Annotated in this window: 23 protein-coding genes; 7 read left to right on the forward strand and 16 right to left on the reverse strand. The window is 45.2% G+C overall.

Annotated features, from left to right (window positions below; all coding sequences use genetic code 11):
• Nucleotide 1 precedes the first annotated feature (1 nt).
• The 5 genes from B3V56_RS12665 to B3V56_RS12685 all read right to left on the reverse strand — a co-directional run bounded on the left by B3V56_RS12665 (nt 2) and on the right by B3V56_RS12685 (nt 4,600).
• Nucleotides 2–466 carry a CopD family protein gene (locus tag B3V56_RS12665; RefSeq protein ID WP_286304289.1) on the reverse strand — a complete coding sequence of 155 codons (465 nt, stop codon included), beginning with the start codon at nt 464–466 and terminating at the stop codon, nt 2–4.
• A 25-nt stretch (nt 467–491) separates the two neighbouring features.
• A complete protein-coding gene (locus B3V56_RS12670) occupies nt 492–2,015 on the reverse strand; it encodes a fumarate hydratase (RefSeq protein ID WP_289283226.1) in 1,524 nt (507 codons plus the stop codon).
• 10 nt (nt 2,016–2,025) lie between these two features.
• Nucleotides 2,026–3,735: a proline--tRNA ligase gene (locus B3V56_RS12675; RefSeq protein WP_289283227.1), complete on the reverse strand. Its 1,710-nt coding sequence runs from the start codon at nt 3,733–3,735 to the stop codon at nt 2,026–2,028.
• A gap of 62 nt (nt 3,736–3,797) precedes the next feature.
• Nucleotides 3,798–4,133 carry a phenylpyruvate tautomerase MIF-related protein gene (locus tag B3V56_RS12680; protein ID WP_289284358.1) on the reverse strand — a complete coding sequence of 112 codons (336 nt, stop codon included), beginning with the start codon at nt 4,131–4,133 and terminating at the stop codon, nt 3,798–3,800.
• Nucleotides 4,134–4,144: 11 nt separating this feature from the next.
• A complete protein-coding gene (locus B3V56_RS12685; RefSeq protein ID WP_286304293.1) occupies nt 4,145–4,600 on the reverse strand; it encodes a DUF4124 domain-containing protein in 456 nt (151 codons plus the stop codon).
• Between the two features lie 57 nt (nt 4,601–4,657).
• On the opposite strand from B3V56_RS12685, the gene B3V56_RS12690 reads away from it, so the two are divergent.
• Nucleotides 4,658–5,497: an RluA family pseudouridine synthase gene (locus B3V56_RS12690; protein WP_289282938.1), complete on the forward strand. Its 840-nt coding sequence runs from the start codon at nt 4,658–4,660 to the stop codon at nt 5,495–5,497.
• Here the strand turns inward: B3V56_RS12690 and B3V56_RS12695 are convergent.
• Both B3V56_RS12695 and B3V56_RS12700 read right to left on the reverse strand, forming a co-directional pair.
• Nucleotides 5,490–6,821 (reverse strand): MATE family efflux transporter, encoded by a 1,332-nt coding sequence (locus B3V56_RS12695; RefSeq protein ID WP_289282939.1) that lies wholly within the window; start codon nt 6,819–6,821, stop codon nt 5,490–5,492. The genes B3V56_RS12690 and B3V56_RS12695 overlap by 8 nt on opposite strands.
• A 66-nt stretch (nt 6,822–6,887) precedes the next feature.
• Nucleotides 6,888–8,897, reverse strand: coding sequence for a sodium-translocating pyrophosphatase (locus B3V56_RS12700; RefSeq protein ID WP_289284359.1), 2,010 nt, complete (start codon nt 8,895–8,897; stop codon nt 6,888–6,890).
• A gap of 125 nt (nt 8,898–9,022) precedes the next feature.
• Between B3V56_RS12700 and B3V56_RS12705 the strand changes: the two genes are divergently transcribed.
• The 6 genes from B3V56_RS12705 (at nt 9,023) to clpA (ending at nt 14,462) form a co-directional block, all read left to right on the forward strand.
• Nucleotides 9,023–9,814 carry a sulfite exporter TauE/SafE family protein gene (locus B3V56_RS12705; RefSeq protein WP_289284360.1) on the forward strand — a complete coding sequence of 264 codons (792 nt, stop codon included), beginning with the start codon at nt 9,023–9,025 and terminating at the stop codon, nt 9,812–9,814.
• A 165-nt stretch (nt 9,815–9,979) separates the two neighbouring features.
• On the forward strand, nt 9,980–10,519 hold the full coding sequence (gene ppa, locus B3V56_RS12710) for an inorganic diphosphatase (RefSeq protein ID WP_286304299.1): 540 nt from the start codon (nt 9,980–9,982) through the stop codon (nt 10,517–10,519).
• A 73-nt stretch (nt 10,520–10,592) separates the two neighbouring features.
• Nucleotides 10,593–11,438 carry a phosphoserine phosphatase SerB gene (gene serB, locus B3V56_RS12715; RefSeq protein ID WP_289282942.1) on the forward strand — a complete coding sequence of 282 codons (846 nt, stop codon included), beginning with the start codon at nt 10,593–10,595 and terminating at the stop codon, nt 11,436–11,438.
• A gap of 75 nt (nt 11,439–11,513) precedes the next feature.
• Nucleotides 11,514–11,825, forward strand: coding sequence for a Grx4 family monothiol glutaredoxin (grxD, locus tag B3V56_RS12720; RefSeq protein WP_286304301.1), 312 nt, complete (start codon nt 11,514–11,516; stop codon nt 11,823–11,825).
• Between the two features lie 8 nt (nt 11,826–11,833).
• Nucleotides 11,834–12,160 (forward strand): ATP-dependent Clp protease adapter ClpS, encoded by a 327-nt coding sequence (gene clpS / locus B3V56_RS12725; protein WP_289245148.1) that lies wholly within the window; start codon nt 11,834–11,836, stop codon nt 12,158–12,160.
• A gap of 37 nt (nt 12,161–12,197) precedes the next feature.
• On the forward strand, nt 12,198–14,462 hold the full coding sequence (clpA, locus tag B3V56_RS12730) for an ATP-dependent Clp protease ATP-binding subunit ClpA (protein WP_289284361.1): 2,265 nt from the start codon (nt 12,198–12,200) through the stop codon (nt 14,460–14,462).
• 344 nt (nt 14,463–14,806) lie between these two features.
• Here the strand turns inward: clpA and cobO are convergent, their stop codons facing one another.
• The 9 genes from cobO to B3V56_RS12775 are packed head-to-tail and all read right to left on the reverse strand — an operon-like array spanning nt 14,807 to nt 23,014.
• Nucleotides 14,807–15,415 (reverse strand): cob(I)yrinic acid a,c-diamide adenosyltransferase, encoded by a 609-nt coding sequence (gene cobO, locus B3V56_RS12735; RefSeq protein WP_289282945.1) that lies wholly within the window; start codon nt 15,413–15,415, stop codon nt 14,807–14,809.
• A gap of 9 nt (nt 15,416–15,424) precedes the next feature.
• Nucleotides 15,425–16,147 carry an adenosylcobinamide-GDP ribazoletransferase gene (locus tag B3V56_RS12740; RefSeq protein ID WP_289282946.1) on the reverse strand — a complete coding sequence of 241 codons (723 nt, stop codon included), beginning with the start codon at nt 16,145–16,147 and terminating at the stop codon, nt 15,425–15,427.
• Entirely contained in the window at nt 16,147–17,208 is a 1,062-nt protein-coding gene (gene cobT / locus B3V56_RS12745; protein ID WP_289282947.1) for a nicotinate-nucleotide--dimethylbenzimidazole phosphoribosyltransferase, read from the reverse strand. The genes B3V56_RS12740 and cobT overlap by 1 nt, the downstream gene beginning before the upstream one ends.
• On the reverse strand, nt 17,192–17,722 hold the full coding sequence (cobU, locus tag B3V56_RS12750) for a bifunctional adenosylcobinamide kinase/adenosylcobinamide-phosphate guanylyltransferase (RefSeq protein ID WP_289284362.1): 531 nt from the start codon (nt 17,720–17,722) through the stop codon (nt 17,192–17,194). Before cobU ends, cobT begins: the two co-directional genes overlap by 17 nt.
• Nucleotides 17,719–19,182 carry a cobyric acid synthase gene (locus tag B3V56_RS12755; protein WP_289282949.1) on the reverse strand — a complete coding sequence of 488 codons (1,464 nt, stop codon included), beginning with the start codon at nt 19,180–19,182 and terminating at the stop codon, nt 17,719–17,721. Before B3V56_RS12755 ends, cobU begins: the two co-directional genes overlap by 4 nt.
• Nucleotides 19,179–20,168, reverse strand: coding sequence for a threonine-phosphate decarboxylase CobD (gene cobD, locus B3V56_RS12760; protein WP_289282950.1), 990 nt, complete (start codon nt 20,166–20,168; stop codon nt 19,179–19,181). Before cobD ends, B3V56_RS12755 begins: the two co-directional genes overlap by 4 nt.
• Complete coding sequence (gene cbiB / locus B3V56_RS12765) at nt 20,161–21,069, reverse strand: adenosylcobinamide-phosphate synthase CbiB (RefSeq protein WP_289282951.1); 909 nt, start codon at nt 21,067–21,069, stop codon at nt 20,161–20,163. Before cbiB ends, cobD begins: the two co-directional genes overlap by 8 nt.
• A complete protein-coding gene (gene bluB, locus B3V56_RS12770) occupies nt 21,066–21,728 on the reverse strand; it encodes a 5,6-dimethylbenzimidazole synthase (protein ID WP_286304310.1) in 663 nt (220 codons plus the stop codon). Before bluB ends, cbiB begins: the two co-directional genes overlap by 4 nt.
• Nucleotides 21,725–23,014: a cobyrinate a,c-diamide synthase gene (locus B3V56_RS12775; RefSeq protein ID WP_289284363.1), complete on the reverse strand. Its 1,290-nt coding sequence runs from the start codon at nt 23,012–23,014 to the stop codon at nt 21,725–21,727. Before B3V56_RS12775 ends, bluB begins: the two co-directional genes overlap by 4 nt.
• Nucleotides 23,015–23,018: the final 4 nt, after the last annotated feature.

Genomic DNA, 23,018 nt, shown 5'->3' on the forward strand with positions numbered 1-23,018 from the left:
TCTAAAACCAATAACGTCCAGAACTGGCTATCAGAATAGTGATAAGACCTAAGATCAGGTTGAGCAGAACCAGTTTACGTATTTGCGTTAAGGCTGTAGCGCCTGCAATCCAGTCATGCTCTACTACTGCCCATTTCAGCTTTTTGAATGGATTAAAAAATACATGCATAAAAATGAGCATCATAAAGATGCCAATCAATAACATGATATGAACATGAATGCCGACTCCATCAACGCCGCCCATGCCACCTAGTAGAGAAATCATCCACACGCCAGTAAGCAATAGGGTTGCTATAGCCAACCAGACCCAATTGAAAAATGTTTTTAAGACACCTGCCCACAGAGGCAGACGCTGTTCCTGAGTGAGTAGTTCAACTGCTGCAGGACGAAGGGCGGTGTAGGCAAAAAACATACCCCCCACCCAAATCACGGCAGCTAACAGGTGTAAAGGTAAGGCAATTATCATAAGTAGGCTCTCTTTATATGTTTTGTTAATTCGTGTTTATAGGTATATCGGCAATGTTAATTTTCCACTCACTTGGACCTGTTTTATGTACCGAATGACCTTCACTATCGACAGCCACAGTGACGGGCATATTTTCTACATAAAATTCGCGGATAGCTTCCATACCCAGTTCTTCGAATGCCACCATACGTGATGATTTAATAGCTTTTGACACTAAATACGCTGCGCCACCAATGGCAATCAGATAAACCGAATGATGTTGTTTTATTGATGCGACTGTTTCATCACCACGTTCCGCTTTACCAATCATGCCTAACAAACCGGTCTGTTCCAGCATCATATCTGTGAATTTGTCCATTCGAGTTGCTGTTGTTGGACCTGCAGGACCGACAATCTCACCTTTAACCGGATCGACAGGACCTACGTAATAGATAAAGCGATTATTGAAATCAAGCCCGTCAGGTAACGACTGACCATTATTCAGTAAATCGGCAATTTTTTTGTGCGCCGCATCACGTCCTGTTAACAAATGGCCTGACAATAAGAGCGTTTCACCAGGCTGCCATTCAGCGATGTCATCTGCTGATATATTGTCCAAATCAACATGACGAGTATTTTCTGCGGCTTCCCAGGTAATATCTGGCCAGTCATCCATGGAGGGTGGTTCAAACTCAGCGGGACCAGACCCATCTAGAGTGAAGTGGATATGACGGCTGGCGGCACAATTTGGAATCATGGCGACAGGTAATGAGGCAGCATGCGTTGGATAATCACTGATTTTGACATCCAGTACCGTGGTTAACCCACCCAGTCCTTGCGCACCAATCCCCAGTTGATTAACCTTTTCATACAATTCGATACGTAGCTTTTCAGCCGCCGTTTCTGCACCGCGATCCATTAATTCTTGGATATCGATGGGATGCATTAACGACTCTTTTGCCATCAGCATCGCTTTTTCTGCTGTGCCACCAATACCAATACCTAACATACCTGGCGGACACCAGCCTGCGCCCATGGTGGGTACAGTTTTTAATACCCAATCAACCAGATTGTCGCTTGGATTCAGAATGGTGAATTTGGCTTTGTTTTCTGAGCCGCCACCTTTGGCTGCAATAAGAACGTCGACTTGATTTCCCATGACCAGTTCAGTGTGAATAACCGCCGGGGTATTGTCGCCAGTATTTTTCCGTTGACCGATGGGATCAGACACAATCGAAGCCCGTAACACATTATCAGGATGAAGATAGGCACGACGCACACCTTCATTCACCATAACGTCAAGACTTTTAGTGGTTTCCCAATTCACATCCATGCCCACTTTGACAAAGACATTAACAATGCCTGTGTCCTGACAAATAGGGCGATTGTTTTCGGCACACATTCTGGAGTTCACCAGAATCTGTGCGATAGCATCTTTTGCCGCAATGGATTGTTCGCGCTCGTAAGCGGCTGTCATTGCCTGAATAAAATCTTTTGGGTGATAACAGGCAATAAATTGCAGTGCGTCTGCAATACTGTCGATAAAGTCAGTCTCTTTAATGACTGTCATGTATTCAACCTCAGCTCAATTTTTGTTTGATGATGCTGACCACATCCTCAATCGCAAACTCTTCGCCATCACCGCTGCGACGGTTTTTGTATTCGATCATGCCATTATCCAATCCGCGTTCACCTAAAATTAGCCGATGTGGAATACCAATCAATTCCATATCAGCAAAGGCAACGCCAGGACGCAGACCACGATCATCAAGTAATACGTCGACACCAGCATCAAGCAACTGCTGATAGACTTCTTCAGCTTTTTCTTTAACTCGAACTGATTTATGTGCGTTAACAGGCACTAAAACTACTTGGTAAGGCGCAATAGATTCTGGCCAGATAATGCCGCGATCATCATGATTTTGTTCAATTGCAGCAGCGACAACCCGTGATACACCAATGCCATAACAACCCATGGTGATAACTTGTGATTTGCCGGATTCTGTCAACACAACCGCGTTTAATTTACTGCTGTAGTTTTCACCAAGCTGGAATATATGACCCACTTCAATACCGCGTGCGATTTCTAATGTGCCATCGCCATCTGGACTTGGGTCACCAGCCACCACTTTACGCAAGTCTGCTGTTTCAGGTTCAGCTAAATCACGCCCCCAGTTCACGCCAGTTAAATGTTTATCATCCTGATTGGCGCCACAGACGAAGTCACTGACAAACGCAGCTGCATGATCAACGATAACAGGGATGGTTAAACCAACAGGCCCAACCGAACCAATATTGGCATGACTGATTTCAAGTACTTTTTCAGGAGTAACAAAGGTGAGTGGTGCGGCTACTAGAGGGTGTTTTTCAGCTTTAATCTCATTGAGTTCATGATCGCCACGAACAACCAGAGCGACAACCGAACCTTCTTCAGCACCTTCAACTAATAGCGTTTTCAGACATTGTGAAGCGGGTATATCAAGGTACTGACTAACATCATCAATAGTGTGCTGAGCAGGTGTTTCAACCACGGTCAAGGTTTCAGTTGCAGCTGCACGTTCACCTTGTGGGGCGATGGCTGCAGCTAATTCAACATTAGCGGCATAATCGCTTTTATCACTAAAGGCGATAGCATCTTCACCGGAACTGGCTAATACATGAAACTCATGTGAGGCATTACCACCAATACTGCCGGTATCAGCCTGAACAGCACGGAATTCCAAGCCGATGCGACTGAAAATACGAGAATATGTCGCATACATATTGTCATAGGTTTCTTGCAAAGAAGCCTGATCCAAATGGAAGGAATAGGCATCTTTCATCAAAAACTCACGGGCACGCATTAAGCCAAAACGTGGACGAATTTCATCACGGAACTTAGTCTGGATTTGATAAAAGTTGACCGGTAACTGTTTATAACTGCGAATTTCCTGGCGCACCAGATCGGTGATCACTTCTTCATGGGTCGGTCCATAGCAGAACTCACGCTGATGACGATCGGTAATGCGTAATAATTCGGGACCATATTTTTCCCAGCGTTGGCTTTCTTGCCAGAGTTCTGCAGGTTGAACTGAAGGCATTAACACTTCCTGCGCGCCGGCTTTATCCATTTCTTCACGGACAATGGCTTCAGTTTTTCTGAGTATTTTCAATCCCATTGGCAACCATGTGTATAAGCCTGATGCCAGACGACGAATTAGTCCGGCACGGAGCATTAATTGATGGCTGACAATTTCTGCGTCTGCTGGTGTTTCTTTTAATGTGGAAATAAGCAGGTTTGAGGCGCGCATGTGTTTTTATTTTTCCTGTAATAATAATGGTTTAGCCCTAAGGCTGTGAGTGTTCTAAAAAGTTAGAAGGTGCTGTGATTCCAACCCCAGTTTTGTCGTTCTGAATCAGTCATGCTGATATAGATACGACTACCGTCAACGTTTAGATTATCGCTAATGAATGTGCATAAAGTATCTGAGAAGGCTTGGCGATCGCCGGGTAGCCCAAGTGCTCGATAATCAAGCATAGCCGCAGGTGCATCGCTGCCAGCAAATGACATATCGGCGTTGTCATTCAGCACAATCATCACATAGCTTTCAGGCTTACCCGACGCTTTTGCAACGGTTTCACTAGCTTGTTTAATGAATGATGACTTATCGTTAACTTGTTGATTCGTGTTGATATTAAGGTATGGCATAACGCTTCTCCTTATTGACAATGTTGTTTTATATTGTTGCTCAGTTCTTGTATTTTCTGCTGGCGCTCTTCTTCTTTAATACGCTGTAAATTGCCATTTTCATCATAAAAGCGCCCACCTGGATGGTTTTGATAGGCGGTAAGGGCGTCTTTGGCATCCTGACATTGTTTTTCAAGCTTAGCTTCTTGTGCCGCTTGTTGCTCTGCCTGTTGTTGTGCTTGTTGCCTTTCTTGTTCAGCGGCTTGTTGCTGAGCAATCAAGGCATCGATTTCTCTTTGGGCTTTAGCGGGATCAACAGGTGGTGGTGGCGGTGTTTTGATTAATTCTGCGGGAGCTGACTCGGGCGCTTGTTGGCTGTAATGCACTTGTCCCTGGTCATCGACCCATTTGTAGATATCGGCGCTGGCGGTGCCGGTAAACGTCACAGACAGTATAATCAGACTGAATTTGAGATTATCTCTTAACATTACATACACCAAAGCACTAAACTACGTTAATTCTACGCCAAAGCTAGCCATCATAAAATGTCTTATCACACAGACCGTTTTGAAATTCATTTACCTATTGAAAAATCAGGTGCTAATGCCGTTGATTTGCTTGCCGATGCCTGTGAGCTTTCTAAGCAACAGCTAAAACGCATCATGCTCAAAGGTGCAGTTTGGGTGAGTGTCGGAAAAAAAACACAGCGACTGCGCCGAGCCAAGCGCTTATTAAAAGCTGGTGAAACCTTGCACCTTTATTATGACAAAACAGTGTTAGAGCGCGAAACGGCCGAGCCAGAACTGGTAGCGGATTACGGTCATTATAGTGTGTGGAACAAACCTTACGGCGTATTATCTCAGGGCTCAAAATGGGGCGATCATTGCACGGTAACCCGTTGGGCAGAACGACAGCTTAAACCTCAAAGAAATGCTTTTGTCGTGCATAGACTTGATCGTGCAGCTAATGGCTTGATTGTGATTGCCCACGAAAAACAGGCAGCAGCAAAATTATCAGCCTTGTTTCAACAACGCGATATCGATAAGCGCTATCGAATCTGGGTTGAGGGCGAGTTTTCAGAGAAAGCAACCGTAGACGACCCGATCAGCGTTGACGAACCGATTGATGGACGACATGCTCGCAGTCATTTTGTGTTTCTGGAATATGACTCAATACAGCAGCAGACGCTGTTAGACGTGTCGATTGAAACAGGGCGGAAACATCAGATCCGCCGGCATGCTGCCAGTCTCGGATTTCCTGTGATAGGTGACAGGCTTTATGGTCAGCGTAAAACCAATGAAAACTTGCAGTTAAGTGCCTACTATTTAGCTTTCACCTGTCCGTTTACACAACAGCATAGAGAATTTAATTTGTTAGCTAGTTAGCGTCTTCTTTTTTTATAACAATGCGTTGAAATATGCCGGGTAAGTAGGCTGCTTGTGAAATCGCTCTGGCAATGAACAGTGTCATTAACGCCGCCCACAAGCCATGATTTTCATAGTCTTGCAATAGATACCAGGCCGGCAGGTAACAAATAAAGACGGAGAACATCATGGCGTTTCTCATTTCTTTGCCAAGCGTTGCTCCTACAAACAAACCATCAAACAAATAGGACCACACAGCAAGTAATGGTGCAATAACTATCCAGATACTATATTGCTCGGCAAAAGTGGCCACAGCCGGTATATCCGTCAACATACTGATAATGTTTTGGTGGAATACGCTATAAACAAGACTGAATAAAGCAGCGACGGCTAAAGCCCATTGTCCATTCATAATAAGGCTGGCTTTCAGCATGGCTTTATCTTTGCGCCCGATAGCTTTACCCGTCATCACTTCCGTGGCATTGGCAAATCCATCTAAAACATAAGCCATAAAAGTAATAAAATTCAGTAGCACCATGTTCGCAGCCAGAACCACATCACCATGCTGAGCACCCTGGTTAGTGAAAAAAGCAAAACTGAAGATCAGGCATAAGGTTCTCAGCATAAAATTGCCGTGAATGGCTAATTGATGCCGTTGTTTTACAAACTGTTGAATGGCCTGTGGGAGATGCACTTTCCGCCATTGAAAGCCTCGTTTACTCAATAGATAACCGGCAAATATCAAGCCGGATAACTCAGCAATCACAGAGGCTAAAGCCACACCGCTGGCTTTCATTTCGAAGCCATTAACAAATAACAGGTCAAACGCAATATTGGTGAGATTAATCACAATGGCCATAGCTAACGCTGAACGCGCCGCACTATTGCCAATTAACCACCCCATAATCGCGTAGTTGAGTAATGTGGCGGGCGCGCTCCAGATTCGAACATAAAAATACTGTTCTGCCTGCGATAACACATCAGCACTGCCATCTATTAAGCTGAAAGCCATCTTCGCAATGGGCCATTGCAGCAAAAGCAATACCATAGCAATGCCTGATGCCAAAAGTGCCGATTGGATTAACACTGACTCAGTTTGCTGTTGATTTCCATGCTCACTGACTTGTGATGTCAGGCCGGTTGTCACCATCCGCAGAAAACCAAAACCCCAGAACAGGAACGTGAATATCATGCTACCCAGCGCTACAGCACCCAGGTAGATGGGCGAATTCAGGTGCCCCATGACGGCGGTATCGACCAATCCCAGAATTGGTGTTGATAAATTTGCCAGAATCATGGGGCCGGCAATGGCCCAAATTTGTTGATGTGAGAGTGTCTTTTTCAATCGTGTATCCAGAAAATAAAAAGGCCACATCAAGGTGGCCTTTGTAGCGTTTTTTTGTATCTGAGCTCAGAGAAGCGGAGCAATAACCAAACTCACTATTGCCATCACATTGATTAAAATGTTCATGGCTGGACCCGAGGTATCTTTCAGTGGATCTCCTACCGTATCACCGACTACAGCGGCTTTATGTATATCAGAACCTTTGCCGCCATGGTGACCTTTCTCTATATACTTTTTAGCATTATCCCATGCACCTCCGGCGTTCGCCATCATCAAAGCCATCATAACGCAACAGATCAGTGCGCCGGCTAACATGCCTCCCAATGCTTGAGGGCCTAAACCAAAACCAACCACAACAGGAGCTAACACCGCTAATAAACCAGGCAATACCATTTTATTCAAAGCCGCTTTAGTGGCAATATCCACACAACGTGCCGTGTCTGGTTTAGCCGTTCCCTCTAATAAGCCAGGAATTTCCTTAAACTGACGACGAATTTCGTGAATCATATCAAATGCCGCATCACCGACCGCTGTCATAGTGAGGGCGCTGACAAGAAAGGGAAATATGCCCCCCAGGAACATGCCCATCAGCACCAGCGGATTGTTGAGTAGTAATACAAAGCTGGTATCACCATGACTGATGGTTTCGATATAGGCACTGATAATGGCTAATGCCGCCAGAGCTGCGGCCCCAATCGCAAAGCCCTTACCAATAGCGGCGGTGGTATTACCTAATTCATCAAGTGAGTCAGTGATATCGCGGGTTTGTTTACCCATTTCTGCCATTTCAGCGATGCCTCCGGCATTATCGGCAACAGGACCATAGGCATCAATAGCCATGGTAATACCGACTGTTGCCAGCATGCCCACTGCTGCGATAGCGACACCATAAAGTCCTGCAACATAACTGGCAGAAAAGATAATGGCCGCGATGGTGACAACCGGTATGGCAACAGATTGCATGCCTAAAGCGAGTCCTGAAATCATTATTGTGGCAGGCCCTGTTTCACCGCTTGCTGCCAGTTTTTTTATGGGTGAACCGCCGGTGTAGTATTCGGTAACCAGGCCAATAATAATACCGCCTAAGGCACCTGATAATACCGCAACCCACAATTCACCGGCGCCACCCATCAGGCTAATCATCAACCAGGCAGTGAATATAAAAAGCACTGATGCGCCAATGGTGCCGATTCTTAATGCCACACTCGGAGCTTGTTGTGAAAACAGTTTGACACTGAGAATGCCTAAGATGGAGCAAATAAGTCCTGTAGAGGCGAGGGCCAGGGGCAGAAACATCAACGTTGACTGACTGTCAGCGAGTGACTTGATAGCAACTAGTCCCATTGTTGAGGCAATGGTGATACTGGCAATGATGGCGCCGCAGTAAGATTCAAAAATATCAGACCCCATACCCGCAACATCACCGACATTGTCTCCCACATTGTCGGCGATAACACCTGGGTTACGTGGATCATCTTCAGGAATACCGGCTTCGACCTTGCCAACTAAGTCCGCCCCAACATCGGCTGATTTGGTGTAGATTCCACCACCCACTCTTGAAAATAAGGCGACCGACGAAGCACCCATGCCGAAGCCGTGAATAATATGTGTGGTTTGAGGATCATGGCCGTAGAGTAGGTAAAGAAAGCCTAACCCTAATAACCCCATGGCGGCGACGGTAAGTCCCATAATCGAACCACCGGAAAAGGCGATGGACAACGCTTGTGCTGTTCCTTGATTCTGTGCGGCGACGGCTGTTCTGACATTGGCTTTGGTTGAGGCATACATGCCAATGAAGCCAGCACAAGCAGAGCAGATAGCACCAATAAAGAAAGATAGGGCACTTGGCCAACCTAAATTCGAAAATCCCAGCGCCAAGATGCACAACAAGCAGAAAATGGCTAAGCGCGAATACTCCGCTTTCATAAACACCATCGCACCGAGATGAATTTGATCGCCTATATCAACGACCTTGCCTGTGCCTGCTGGTTTTTTAAGGATCGATATATAAAGGAGAAACGCGCAAAATAAACCGAAAACACCAAGAATGATTGGAACATAACTGAGCGATGCCATAGAATTCCCTCTCTTTTTATGAATTGTAGGTGGAACGTTTCTTATGGTTTCCTCCACTTATACTCGCCTGATATATCCAAGTAAAGTCAGAGACTTACCTTTGAATCGAAATACAGAGTGACAGGATGTTGGAGTGGACTGCTTATCTGATTGCAGGATTGGTATCTGGCTTATTGGCCGGGTTATTTGGCATTGGTGGTGGGCTGATTATTGTGCCTATTCTGATGCTGGTGTTTGGTTGGCAGGGTATGTCATCCGATATAGCAATTCATGTGGCTATTGCCACTTCATTAATGACGATTAGTGTTACCTCTCTTTCGTCCATGCTGGCACATCATAAATTCGAAACCACTCAATGGCATTTGGTAAAGAAGCTAGCACCAAGTCTGGTTTTGGGGAGTTTTGCTGGGGCCTATATCGCTAGCTCCATGTCTAGCGATACTTTAAAGGTTTGGTTTGGTGTGTTCGCACTGTTGGTGGCTATAAAAATGTGGTTGCCACCACCTAAATCTGTCTCCTCTCAGTTTTTAGCCGCACCGAGTATTTTTTCTGCGGGTTTAGTGACGGGGATTGTCTCAGCCATGGTAGGAATTGGCGGCGGTTCGCTGGTTGTTCCTTATTTGGTCATGAGTGGACTTTCCATGCAACGAGCCGTTGGTACGGCTGCTGCCTGTGGTTTACCCATTGCGCTAAGTGGTGCAGTGGCTTATATGCTCATTGGTACACAACTGGAACATTTGGACGGGCAATGGCAAAGTGGATTCGTTCATTGGCAAGCTTTTTTGGGCATCATTGCTACCAGCATCTGGGTTGCTCCTATTGGCGCAAAATTAGCCAAGACACTACCCAGTCAGATGCTAAGTCGTTTATTCTCAGTTTTTTTGCTTGGGTTAGGAATGGTCTTTCTCTTTCGTTAGGCCAAGGCTTTAGTCGTTTATTGCATCTTGATTTCGCGCATAAGGCCGCGCCAAGCTGGTGACGTCATCAAAGGAGACTACCTATTTATCGGTGGGAGTTTAACCTGAAGACCTTTTCTTCTATAATCAGCGACTTTGTTTATCTGCTATCTGGAGCATGACCCTATGAATCTCGACCGTGTTGGTTCAGGCAAAAATTTGCCGACAGACATCAATGTCATTATTGAAATCCCTTCACATTCTGACCCTGTCAAATATGAAGTGGATAAAGAAACCGGAGCGCTTTTTGTTGATCGTTTCATGAACACAGCGATGTTCTACCCATGCAACTATGGTTATGTTCCACACACTTTATCTGATGACGGTGACCCGGTTGATGTGTTGGTGGTCAGTCCATACGCCCTAATCAGCGGTTCAGTCGTGAGCTGTCGTCCAGTGGGCATGTTAAAAATGACAGATGAGTCTGGCGAAGATGCCAAAATAATCGCCGTACCACACGATAAAATGTACGATGATGTTAACGATATTAACGATTTACCAGAGCGTTTGTTGAACCAACTTTCGCACTTCTTTGAACATTACAAAGATCTCGAAAAAAACAAATGGGTCAAAGTTGAAGGTTGGGTAGGTAAAGCTGAAGCGGAAACTGAAATTGTAGCCAGCGTTGAGCGTTTCAAATCAGCTCCTGTTAAACCACAATTTTAAATCTGACTGATTTACAATGATTCGGCGAGCTGATTAATCAGCTCGCCGTTTTTTTATCTAGTGCGGAAACATCATGACAACACTGGTACTTCAAGGCATCACTCTCACTCGCGAACTGGCTGAACAGATCGCTCATCAATATTCAGGTCAGCTTAATTGGTACAAGCATTATGCGACGATCATTCAGGCAACAGATATTAACTCTGAAACCGTTACGCATCTTCGTCAGCAATACGACTTCGATATTAATGCATTGCCAGAGGCATTTGATCCTACAACGGCTAAATTGCTCGTTACAGATATGGACTCCACGCTGATTACCATTGAGTGCATTGATGAAATTGCTGATTTTATGAACTTAAAACCACAAGTCGCAGCGATTACCGAATCAGCCATGCGGGGCGAAATAGACTTTGAAACTTCACTTCGTCAGCGAGTGTCGTTATTAAAAAGCCTTGATGTAGCTGTACTCGAACGTGTCTATGAAGAACGTTTGCAGCTCAGTCCCGGTGCTGAGCTAATGGTCTCTACACTAAAAAAACAAGGCTATAGTTTAGCGTTAGTATCAGGTGGTTTTACTTTCTTTACTGATCGATTGCAGCAGCGGTTAGGCCTTGATTTTACTCAGGCCAATAAACTGGCTGAGAAGAATGGCAAACTGACTGGAGAGGTGGATGGTGATATCTGTGGCGCACAAACAAAAGCAGATTTCCTACTTTCATGTTGTGAAAAAATGACTATTTCCGCACAGCAAACAATAGCGGTAGGGGATGGCGCTAACGATTTATTGATGATGGCTCCGGCCGGTTTAAGTGTGGCTTATCATGCCAAGCCCAAAGTGCAGCAACAAGCGGCGACGGCGATAAATCATAATGGGTTGGATGCTATTCTCGGCTTATTGCAGCTTGAATATAACTAGCCTAAGCTTGAAATTATAAAAAGCATCCCCATCTCAACAGACATAATAAAACTCCAAAACTACGAGGATTAAATAATGGACGTAATGGACAAAATTAAACAGGCGATTGAATCAAACTCTGTGATCTTATTTATGAAAGGCACGCCTGAGTTTCCACAATGTGGTTTTTCAAGCCGCGCCTCTCAAGCTGTCTCTGCCTGTGGTGCAGAATTTGCTTACGTCAATGTATTAGCTGAGCCAGATGTACGTGAAAACTTGCATCGTTATGCAGATTGGCCAACCTTCCCACAGTTGTATATCAACGGGGAATTAGTCGGTGGCTGTGACATCATCATGGAAATGTATGAGAACGGCGACTTGAAAAAAATGATTGATGAAGTGAGCTAAAAAAGGGCATGAGTCAGGAAAATGATCACGAATGGAACAACGACAACGATTATGCCGTTGCGCCAGCCAAGCCAGACTTGAAGCAGCCGCCCAAGTATAGGGTGATTATGCTTAATGATGACTACACGCCGATGGATTTTGTGATTGAAGTCCTGGAAAACCTTTTTGGCATGGGGCGTGAGCGTGCTACACGCACCATGCTTCAAGTGCATACCGAAGGTAGTGCCTTATGTGGTATTTTTACCTATGAGATAGCTGAAGCGAAAGTCGAACAGGTCAACAGCTATTCTCAAAGCCACGGTCATCCATTGCAGTGTACGATGGAAGAGGAATGACCTAGTTCGATATCCAACCAACAAGGTGGAACGTAACATGTTAAGTAAAGAGCTCGAACAAACCCTCAGTCAGGCGTTTAATTATGCCCGCCAACGTGCTCATGAATTTCTTACCGTTGAGCATCTTCTGTTAGCGTTGCTGGAAAATGGCCAGGCATTAGCTGTGTTGAAAGCATGCGAAGTGGATATCACTGCTCTACGACAGGAATTAAGTGATTTTCTCGCTGATAATTTGCCGACACTTGCCGAAGACAGTGAACGTGAAACTCAACCGACCTTGGCTTTTCAGCGTATTTTACAACGTGCCGTCATGCATGTTCAGTCTTCGGGTGGCACAGAGGTGACGGGGGCCAATGTTCTGGTATCCATCTTTTCTGAACAGCAGTCACAGGCTGTTTATCTGCTTCAGAAACAGGATGTTACTCGTCTGGATGTCGTTAATGCTATCAGTCATGGCGAAGTTGAAGATTCTGCCATGCACTCTGAGTCTGAAGCCAAAGTAGATAGCGACGAGGTGTCTGATGAAGATAAAAGTCCTTTAACGCTATATGCAGAAAATCTTAATGCTGCCGCCATCAAAGGTAAGATTGATCCCCTTGTTGGACGTGCACATGAGTTAGAACGGACGCTACAAATCCTCTGTCGCCGCCGTAAAAATAATCCTCTATTCGTGGGTGAAGCTGGTGTCGGTAAAACAGCCCTTGCTGAAGGTCTGGCAAGACGGATTGTACATGGTGATGTGCCTGAAGTATTAGCTGAAACCACCATCTATTCATTAGACATGGGGGCGCTGGTCGCTGGTACAAAATATCGTGGTGATTTCGAAAAACGCTTGAAAGCCTTGCTACGGGAATTGAAAAAACAACCGCATGCGATTTTGTTTATCGATGAAATCCATACCATGATAGGTGCAGGCAGTGCGGGTAACAGCACGATGGATGCAGCGAACTTATTAAAACCACTATTAGCCAGTGGTGAACTAAAGTGTATTGGTTCGACAACCTATCAGGAATATCGCGGTATTTTTGAGCATGATCGTGCTTTGGCTCGTCGTTTCCAGAAGATTGATCTGCCTGAGCCAAGTGTCTCCGAAACCATTGAAATTCTTAAAGGACTTAAACCTGGTCTGGAAGAACATCATAATGTCCGTTACTCCAATGCGGCTATTGAACAAGCCGCTGAGTTGGCTCATCGTCATATCAATGATCGCTTCCTGCCAGACAAAGCCATTGATGTTTTAGATGAAGTGGGCGCTGCTCAACGTATTGCGCCAAAATCAAAACGTAAAAAATTGATTGGTGTGAATGATGTGCAGGCTATTGTGGCTAAAATTGCCCGTATTCCTGCCAAAACGGTGTCCAATGCTGATAAAGATAATCTACGTAAGCTGGACGAAAACCTTAAACGCGTTATCTTCGGACAGGATGAAGCGATTTCTGCTCTGGGTTCTGCGATTAAAATGGCCCGCTCAGGATTGGGGCATCCAGAAAAACCGACAGGTGCTTTCTTGTTTGCTGGTCCAACGGGTGTGGGTAAAACCGAAGTCACTCGTCAGTTAGCTCATAATCTTGGCGTGGATCTGATTCGTTTTGATATGTCGGAATATATGGAAAGTCATACTGTTTCCAGACTGATTGGTGCACCGCCTGGTTATGTCGGTTTTGATCAGGGGGGGCTGTTAACGGATGCCATCATCAAACAACCTCACGCAGTGCTGTTGTTGGATGAAATTGAGAAAGCGCATCCAGATGTGTTTAATCTGTTACTTCAAGTGATGGATCATGGCACGCTGACTGATAACAATGGTCGTAAAGCGGATTTCCGTCACGTCGTATTAGTGATGACCAGTAATGCCGGTGCCGCTGAGATGAGTAAACCTTCCATTGGTTTCACCAAACAGGACAATTTAACTTCTGACGGTAATGAAGCCCTGAAACGAACCTTCACGCCTGAGTTCCGTAACCGTCTTGATGGCATTATTCAATTCAAACCACTGGATAAAGATGCCATTCTTCGAGTAGCTGATAAAGCGGTATTAGAGCTTGAAATGTTACTTGAAGATAAAAACGTCACTATCGAGGTGGATGATGCGGCTCGCCAATGGCTGGCTGACCATGGTTACGATGTTCAAATGGGGGCTCGTCCTATGGCCAGACTGGTTCAGGAGAAAATCAAACGACCACTGGCTGATGAATTGCTATTTGGACAACTAAGTCAGGGTGGGGGACATGTTCGTGTCACCCTAAAAGATGAAGATATTCATCTGGAAATGGACAGTGCAGCGGAGGCTGTCAAATCCTGATTGATCCGTTCAAAATAGTGAAATAAAAAAAGCCCGGTAGTGTTCACTACCGGGCTTTTTGTTTTGTACTGGTCATTACTCTATGTCAACACTTTTCTACAGAGTTATACACTTGTCTTTTTTCTGTCATGCTTTTATTAAAAAGTTCCCCTAAGCGACTGATTTTTAATGCAGGCTTTGTAACTGTCTGATTTTAAAGGGTAAAATTATATGGTTATTTTTTAACCATTTCGAGAAGAGCCCTTGTACGAGAGGCACTTAGAGAGTAACTCCAAACTTAATCACAGAGTTATCCACAGAAAATGTGAGTAACTTTACAGTTATATGACAGCACAAAAAGGTGCTTATAACTCGATACCTTTCTGTGCTTTTATACCGGCCCGAAATGCATGTTTAACATCCTCAATACGACTCACGGTATCGGCGGCTTCTATGACACTTTCAGGAGCGCCTCTGCCCGTAATAATGACATGTTGCATGTCAGGTCGTTGTGCAATGTCATTCAACACTGTTTCTACATTGAGATATTTCATTTTTAAGACGATGTTCAGTTCATCTAATAACACTACATCAATGTCTGGATCGTTGAGCATGGCTTTGCAGACTTCCCAGCCTTTTTCTGCAGATGCAATGTCTTGCTCAAGGTTTTGGGTTTCCCAGGTAAACCCATCACCGACCACATGGTAGGACACTTCTTCAGGAAAGCGACGAAAAAAGGATTCTTCCCCTGTGCTGAATGCACCTTTGATAAACTGAACTACGCCGACTTTCATATCATGACCGAGCGCTCTTGCCACCATACCAAAGCCTGATGAGCTCTTACCTTTACCGTTACCCGTAATAACTAATAACAGGCCTTTGTCTTTTTCTGCTTTTTGAATTTTTTCATCGACCACACTTTTATGGCGTTGCATACGTTTTTTATGACGTTCACTTTTTTCAGTATCAGACATTGGACGTTCCTAAAACACAATTAAAAAGAATAGAAAGCTGATTTCCAGCAATTCGACCATCGCGCCGGCTGTATCACCAGTAAAGCCATCCAAACGATGCTCCATCGCGTATCGAAGTAATAAGAATACGATCAAACCCAGTAACAGCGGCGTGAAACCAAGACAGAAAAAAGCAATGAAGGTAGTGATTCCCATCATCCACTTCACTTGATTTACAGGTAGATAGTGTTTTAATACTGCACCGATGCCGTTGGGTCTGACGTAGTCAGTCGTGAGAAATAATAAAGGCATCGCTGTTCTGGCGAGGATAATGCTCCAGATTAATGCATAAATTTGACCTGAAGAAATAACAATTTCCAACAAGGCCAGTTTGAGTAATAAGGTTAATCCCAGGACCACCACGGCAATCGGACCGGCTGCAGGATCTTTCATGATCGCCAGCGTACGCTGTTTGCTGCCGATACCACCAAGCCAGGCATCAGCTGAGTCAGCAAGACCATCTATATGTAAACCGCCCGTTAACAATACCCAGACGGTCAGTAATAAAGCGGCGCTGAGTAAGCTATAGGAAACGGGTAAAACAGATACGACACCAGATAAAATGAATCCGATAATCAAGCCAACTAGCGGATAAAAAACTAAAGAGCGTCCAAGCTGTTGTTCAGTTGCGTTCGCATAACTGACAGGAATAATGGTGAGAAATTGTAGGGCTATTTGAAACGATAACCACATTATTTGTCTCCTTTACTGATGTTGGCTTGTTCAAAAGTCGCCATGCCGTTGTGTAACAGGCAAGCTTGGCGAAGTAGGGGAACAGCGACGGCAGCACCACTGCCTTCACCTAGACGCATATCCAGTTTGAGTAATGGTTCAGCGTTTAAGGCCTCTAAAACAACTTGATGGCCTGGCTCAGCGCTTTGATGACTGTATATAAACCAATCTTTGCAGCCAGCTTGTATTTTCTCTGCTATTAATGCTGCCACTGTACTGATAAAACCATCTATCAGCACCGGGATACCTTGTTTGGAACACGTCAGATAGGCACCCACCATTGCGGCGATTTCGAAACCTCCCAAGGTTTGCAATACGGTTAACGCATCCTTGTCGCGCTGCGCGGAATGTTGCTCAAGTGCTCGCCGAATAACGTTTAATTTGTGTTGAACACCTTGTTGATCCAGTCCTGTGCCGGGACCGACTAAGTCTGCGGGGTCACATGTTAGTAAAACAGAGGCTAAAGCTGTAGCAGCAGTGGTATTACCAATACCCATTTCACCGGCAATGTAGAGTTGCGTATTTTCAATATCACTGAATACATTATCACGGCCAATTAATAGTGCCTGCTGGCATTGCTGCTCAGTCATAGCCGAGCTCTGGCAAAAATTAGCGGTACCCGCATCGATACGTTTATCTAATACACCTGGAATTTCTTCTAATGCTTCCACAGTACCGACATTGATAACATCGAGCTTTGCCATCAACTCCTGAGCTAATACACTGATAGCGGCACCGCCATTGGCAAAGTTTCTGATCATCGCGGCGGTGACAGACTGAGGGAAGGCTGAAACACCTTCAGCCATCACGCCATGGTCTGCAGCATAAACAGTGATGTGCACATGCGTCAGGTCAGGGATTTCACTGGCTTGTAAACTCGCTATTTTGACGGCTAAGTTTTCCAGCTGACCGAGGGAACCTGGCGGTTTAGTCAACTGCTGCTGACGTGCTAACGCTTTTTGTTCATGCGTCTTATCTACCGCCTTAACAGGTTGTTTGAGCCATTCAGCGAAGTTGTTCATGCAGTTGTCCTTTTAAAAGATGAGGTAAACCTGCCACGGTTAAGATAACGTTATCGCTGATGTTGGCGATACGTTGATGTAAAACACCGGCCTCATCACAATAACGACGCGTTAAGTCCCCGAGAGGCATCACGCCCATATTGGTTTCATTACTGACCATAATGATGTGTTTATCAGAGGTTTGCAGCGTATCCAAAAAAGCTGATATCTGTTCTGTTAGAAGAACGTCTTCAGCTAATAAAAGATTGGTCAGCCAAAGCGTTAAACAATCTACAAGCACGACGTCAGTTGTGGCTTTTTTTATGGCATCCGCAAGATACAGTGGCTGCTCAATGGTTGGCCAGTTGTCTGGTCTTTGCTGCTGGTGCTGTTTGATCCGCTTTGCCATTTCATCATCATGCGCCTGCGCTGTAGCAATATAGGTGACGGATTCATTTGTGGTAGCTGCCCATTGTTCCGCTAAGCGGCTTTTACCTGATTTTGTGCCACCAAGGATTAACGTCGTTGTCATCATGCGTCCTCAAGTATCTGCATCAACTTATCCGTATCAATATGTGTAGCTACCATTTCTGCCAGTTTATTGATGTCATTTTCACGAAGTTGCCAATAATCAACAGATTCAACATTATCAAGACCTGCCCAACTCAATAACGCTTTTGCTGGTTCATCTTGTTCAAATAAACCATGCAGATAGGTGCCGATAATCTGTTTGTCATCACTGATGACACCATCTGGACCATGTGACAGATGTACAAGAGGCGATTTCAATGCGTTTCCTGTGCTGATACCCGCATGTATCTCATAACCTGAAATAGTGACAGGCACATTATTGATAAGTAATTGCCCCTGATTTTGTCGTAATGTTTTATGGCCAGCCAATATTGTTTCCATATCCAATAGACCAAGACCATCACTGCTACCAGGCTCACTTTCAATGCCATCCGGGTCATGAATTAGTCTGCCCAACATTTGAAAACCACCACAGATACCCAACACTTTGCCACCATAGCGACAGTGTTTCTGAATCGCTTCAGACCAGCCCTGAGTTATCAGCCAGTCCAAATCTGCTCTGACATGTTTGCTGCCAGGCAAAATAATCAGATCGGCTGCGGGAATGGTTTCATCAGGGCCAATAAACTGTAAATTGACTTGAGGATGAAGTCTCAGTGGGTCGAAATCCGTGTGATTACTGATACGTGGTAACACGGGAACAATAATATTGAGCTGTTTTTCCGAAGACGTGATTTGCTGCGTATTGACGGCATCTTCAGCTTCTAAATGCAGACCATGCAAATAGGGCAACACGCCTAACACCGGTTTACCTGTTTTTTGTTCCAGCCAGTCCAGACCTGGTTGCAATAAGCTAATATCTCCGCGAAAACGATTAATAATAAAGCCTTTAATACGTGCCTGTTCTGATTCAGATAAACACGATAATGTACCGACCAAATGGGCAAACACACCGCCACGATCAATATCAGCAATCAAAATGACCGGACAATCAACCGCTTCAGCAAAGCCCATATTGGCGATGTCTCGATCACGTAAATTGATCTCTGCCGGCGAACCTGCACCTTCAACCATCACCAGCTCATAATTGGATTCAAGCCAGTGATGTGAGTCCAGAACGGCTTGCATCGCTATTGGCTTATAGTCATGGTAAAAGCGGGCTTCCATATTAGCGACAGCTTTGCCATGGATAATGACCTGAGCACCGGAATCACTATTAGGTTTGAGTAATACCGGGTTCATATCAATATGCGGCGCCAGATGACAGGCTTGTGCTTGTACTGCCTGAGCTCGGCCAATCTCTCCTCCTTCAGCAGTCACTGCGCTATTGAGTGCCATATTTTGTGGTTTGAACGGTGCAACACGATAATTCTGCTGCACAAACCAACGACATAAGGCGGTGACCAACGTGCTTTTGCCTGCATCGGATGTGGTGCCCTGAATCATCAATGTTTTCTGTTTCATAACACTTCTCGCAGGGATTGTAGGGCTTTTTCCAGTTGCTGCCATTGCTGTTCATTGGCCGGTAAACCAAAACGCAAACTGGCAGGGGAGCTAAATAAGCGGGTCAGTACGGCTTGTTTTGCCAGATGTTCATGAATGTCGCTGGCGGCAGGATGCATCACCCATTGAAATAAATCAGTGCTGCCTGTGGGACTGAGCTTATAAGTGCTAAGCAACTGAGCTAAACGTTGAGACTGGTTTTGCAGTTGTTGAATGGTACGCTGCTGCCAGTCAGTATCCTTGAGTGCCTTTGTGGTGATAAAACGTGATGCAGTAGCAATGGGCCAGGGGCCAAGATGCTCTTCGACTTTATCCAGAATTGATTGTTCGGCGATTAAAAAGCCAACGCGACAACCTGCCAGACCAAAGAATTTGCCTATCGATCTCAGAATAAGTAGTCCGGGCATGGCCGGTAGGTTACAAAGACTTTTCTCGGGTGTTGTATCAATAAAAGCTTCATCAATGACTAGCCAGCCATCACCTTGTTGTAATTGCTGATGCCAGTTTAATAGCTGTTCTTTACTATATCGTCTGCCGCTTGGATTGGTTGGGTTGATAATAATCAACACATCCGTATGGGCAATCACAGAATCAATCTCTTCATGAGCAATGGCTTGAACATCGTGCCCGGCTTTTTGCCAACTATAGGCATGCTCTGCATAGCAAGGGTCTATCACTTTTACTCTGCATGGCCCACGTAACTGTGGTAAAAACTGTATAGCCGCCTGACTGCCGGGAAGGGCGATTAAAGATGGATTACCGTAATACTCTGCTGCCGAGTTAAGTAAATCATCATCTTGCTCTGGTAAACGGGTCCAGACAGATTCGGGTAATGCCGGAATGGGCCAGCCATTGGGATTGATCCCCGTTGATAAATCCAGCCAATGCTGGTGGGCGATACCATATTTTTTAATGTAGTGATTGAGTTTGCCACCATGCTCAAGCATAGCTGATACCTGTAATGATAGTGATGACGGCTATCCACAACAACAGACTATCCGTGACTAGATGTAAGGCCCGAGGAATATCATCTGCATTGGCTTCGCGATTTAAGCCAAGCGTTGGACGATCGTGCCAAATACCGTGATAACGTGCCTGGCCACCCAGCTCTATTTCCAGCGCCCCGGCACCTGCCGCCATCACCGGGCCAGCATTGGGACTATCCCATTGTTTAGCTTGCTGTCTCCAGCAATGTAGTCCAGAGCGGACATTGCCTACCAGTGCATAACTGAGCGCTGTTAATCGTGCCGGAATATAATTCATTAGGTCGTCAATACGGGCGGCAGCACGACCGAAATAGAGATAACGGTCAGTTTTATATCCCCACATAGCATCCAATGTATTACTCAGTCGGTAAATAACGACACCGGGAAGGCCCGCCACAATAAACCAGAACAAAGCTGAAAAAATGGCATCGGCGCCATTTTCTAATACCGATTCGATACTGGCTTTAGGAATATGTAATGTTTCTCTGTCACGGCTGACGATGTAACTGGTTAAGGTTTTTCCCTGTTCAATATCGCCTTGTTTTAATGAAGTGATAATCGGTGTCACATGATCGTATAAGCTACGATGACCAATACAGAGGTAGAGTACGATAACGCTGAATATCAGGTTAAGTGATGGAATGTCACTTATACAAGAGGCGATAAAAGCAAAAGGTGCGACCAGCACTAACCAGCCAAGCAGTCCTTTAATAAACTGCTTTTTAATGCCGTCACTAGCGTTGTACACTCTGTTTTCAATGTGTTTGGTGAGTTGACCAAAACCCACAAGCGGGTGACGACGTGTTGGTTCACCGAGTAACCAATCAAGCAATAAAGCAAGAATAATAAACAGTAAGGTCATAAACTGGCCGGTTTATCCCAGTGGTTTTCATATAAAACAGAGTCAAGTTCAATGCCCTGGCGCCAGTTTTCCATTTGTAGCATCGGCTCTGGATAAAACTCATTAACATGACCCAGGCACAGAATGGCGACAGGGGAGGCACCTGAAGGCAGCTTGAGTAAGTCTGCCAATGCTTCTGGTTCAAAAATAGATACCCAGCCCATACCCAGACCTTCGACTCTGGCGGCCAGCCACATGTTCTGAATGGCACAGGAAACGGAGGCCAAATCCATATTCGGCATGGTTCTCCTGCCAAAGATATGTTCTTCACGTTTATCGCATAAGGCGACAACCAGGATTTCAGCACAATTATCCATGCCCTCGACTTTTAAACGCATAAACTCATCTTCACGTTCGTTCATGGCTTTGGCCGTTTCTATGCGTTCTTTTTCGACCAGGGCTTTTATCTTTTCACGAATAATGGAATCAGTAATTCGAATAATTCGCCAGGGTTGCATCAGACCAACGCTTGGGGCTTGGTGTGCGGCCATTAATAAACGTTTTAGCTGTTTCGGTGCAACAGGATCAGGTCGAAAGTGACGCATATCCCGGCGCTCGGCTATTGCCCTGTAAACCGCTTCTTGTTCTGCTCTTGAAAATTGATGAGGGGAATCACTCATGGTGATAACCACGCTGCAATAAGATGAGGGTTAGAGTAAAAGTAAAAATGGATATAGCTGGCGGTCAGACGCTCTTGTTGATAAACAGCTTCATTGACTGATTTGCCATTAGGACACTGTCCGCTTATTTCAGATACTAATTCTGTGCTGAGTGAAGAATGATGATAAGTGTGACCTCTAATCGCTTGATTCTCAACGGTCACTTCCTGCAAACCAAGCGCGGTTAATCTGGCCTGGAGTTTCGCCTTAGCTGGCAAAATACCACACATTGTGGCGGTAACATCTGTCTTGTCTGTCAGCGTCTCGCAAAGGTATAACATGCCACCACATTCCGCGAGGATAGGTTTATTTGCCTCGTAATGTTGCTGAATAGCTTGTTGCATCTGTGTATTGGCACTTAATGCGGCCAAATGTAACTCCGGATATCCACCGGGTAAATAGAGACTATCGATATCAGGTAGCTCGGCATCATTGAGTGGAGAGAAAAAAACAAGCTCAGCACCTAAAGACTTCAGACAATCCAGGTTTGCCTGATAGAGAAAAGAGAAAGCGGCATCTTTGGCGATGCCAATCTTCAAACCATCCAGTAACGCTGGAAGTTGCGGAGTATCAATGAACGGAAAATCGATGTTTGGCAAAGACACTGAATCATCAAAATCAAAAGCCTCAAGCGTATGGCTTAAACGTTGTTCTAAATCTGTAATTTCACCGGCTTGTTGTAAGCCTAAATATCGACTGGGTAAGGCATGTTCAGTTTGTCGGTATAAGGTAGCAAGGCAGGGAAGTGTTGGAGGCAGGGCATTTTTGAGCATATCGGCATGACGTTCACTGCCGACTTTATTCGCTATAACCGCCGCCACCTGTGTGTCTTGCCGATAGTGATCCAAACCTACTGTAATCGCCGCGAAGGTTTGTGCCATGGCGCTGGCATCGATAACGGCGAGAATGGGTATACCAAAAGCTGCTGCCAGATCAGCTGTAGAAGGTTCGCCATCAAACAGTCCCATCACACCTTCAATCAGGATAATGTCAGCCTGTGCAGCGGCTTCTGCTAACAGTTGCTGACTATGTTGTTTGCCAACCATCCAAAGATCAAGTTGATAAACAGGGTGACCGGACGCCTGCTCTAAAACCATGGGGTCCAGAAAATCTGGACCCACTTTGAAGACTCGAACGTGTTTGTTTTGCTGCCTGTAATGTCTTGCTAGTACAGCCGTAACCGTCGTTTTACCCTGACCAGATGCGGGTGCAGCAATGACTACAGCAGCGCATGACTGCGACTGCATTTAT

The organism is Methylophaga sp. UBA2513 (genome assembly GCF_002341285.1).
GTDB lineage: Bacteria > Pseudomonadota > Gammaproteobacteria > Nitrosococcales > Methylophagaceae > Methylophaga > Methylophaga marina.

Excerpts from the sequence above, each read along its gene's own strand:
- B3V56_RS12665 (WP_286304289.1), bottom strand. The coding sequence starts at position 466 with ATGATAATTGCCTTACCTTTACACCTGTTAGCTGCCGTGATTTGGGTG.
- B3V56_RS12670 (WP_289283226.1), bottom strand. The coding sequence starts at position 2,015 with ATGACAGTCATTAAAGAGACTGACTTTATCGACAGTATTGCAGACGCA.
- B3V56_RS12675 (WP_289283227.1), bottom strand. The coding sequence starts at position 3,735 with ATGCGCGCCTCAAACCTGCTTATTTCCACATTAAAAGAAACACCAGCA.
- B3V56_RS12680 (WP_289284358.1), bottom strand. The coding sequence starts at position 4,133 with ATGCCATACCTTAATATCAACACGAATCAACAAGTTAACGATAAGTCA.
- B3V56_RS12685 (WP_286304293.1), bottom strand. The coding sequence starts at position 4,600 with ATGTTAAGAGATAATCTCAAATTCAGTCTGATTATACTGTCTGTGACG.
- B3V56_RS12690 (WP_289282938.1), top strand. The coding sequence starts at position 4,658 with ATGTCTTATCACACAGACCGTTTTGAAATTCATTTACCTATTGAAAAA.
- B3V56_RS12700 (WP_289284359.1), bottom strand. The coding sequence starts at position 8,897 with ATGGCATCGCTCAGTTATGTTCCAATCATTCTTGGTGTTTTCGGTTTA.
- B3V56_RS12705 (WP_289284360.1), top strand. The coding sequence starts at position 9,023 with ATGTTGGAGTGGACTGCTTATCTGATTGCAGGATTGGTATCTGGCTTA.
- ppa (WP_286304299.1), top strand. The coding sequence starts at position 9,980 with ATGAATCTCGACCGTGTTGGTTCAGGCAAAAATTTGCCGACAGACATC.
- serB (WP_289282942.1), top strand. The coding sequence starts at position 10,593 with ATGACAACACTGGTACTTCAAGGCATCACTCTCACTCGCGAACTGGCT.
- grxD (WP_286304301.1), top strand. The coding sequence starts at position 11,514 with ATGGACGTAATGGACAAAATTAAACAGGCGATTGAATCAAACTCTGTG.
- clpS (WP_289245148.1), top strand. The coding sequence starts at position 11,834 with ATGAGTCAGGAAAATGATCACGAATGGAACAACGACAACGATTATGCC.
- clpA (WP_289284361.1), top strand. The coding sequence starts at position 12,198 with ATGTTAAGTAAAGAGCTCGAACAAACCCTCAGTCAGGCGTTTAATTAT.
- cobO (WP_289282945.1), bottom strand. The coding sequence starts at position 15,415 with ATGTCTGATACTGAAAAAAGTGAACGTCATAAAAAACGTATGCAACGC.
- B3V56_RS12740 (WP_289282946.1), bottom strand. The coding sequence starts at position 16,147 with ATGTGGTTATCGTTTCAAATAGCCCTACAATTTCTCACCATTATTCCT.
- cobT (WP_289282947.1), bottom strand. The coding sequence starts at position 17,208 with ATGAACAACTTCGCTGAATGGCTCAAACAACCTGTTAAGGCGGTAGAT.
- cobU (WP_289284362.1), bottom strand. The coding sequence starts at position 17,722 with ATGATGACAACGACGTTAATCCTTGGTGGCACAAAATCAGGTAAAAGC.
- B3V56_RS12755 (WP_289282949.1), bottom strand. The coding sequence starts at position 19,182 with ATGAAACAGAAAACATTGATGATTCAGGGCACCACATCCGATGCAGGC.
- cobD (WP_289282950.1), bottom strand. The coding sequence starts at position 20,168 with ATGCTTGAGCATGGTGGCAAACTCAATCACTACATTAAAAAATATGGT.
- cbiB (WP_289282951.1), bottom strand. The coding sequence starts at position 21,069 with ATGACCTTACTGTTTATTATTCTTGCTTTATTGCTTGATTGGTTACTC.
- bluB (WP_286304310.1), bottom strand. The coding sequence starts at position 21,728 with ATGAGTGATTCCCCTCATCAATTTTCAAGAGCAGAACAAGAAGCGGTT.
- B3V56_RS12775 (WP_289284363.1), bottom strand. The coding sequence starts at position 23,014 with ATGCAGTCGCAGTCATGCGCTGCTGTAGTCATTGCTGCACCCGCATCT.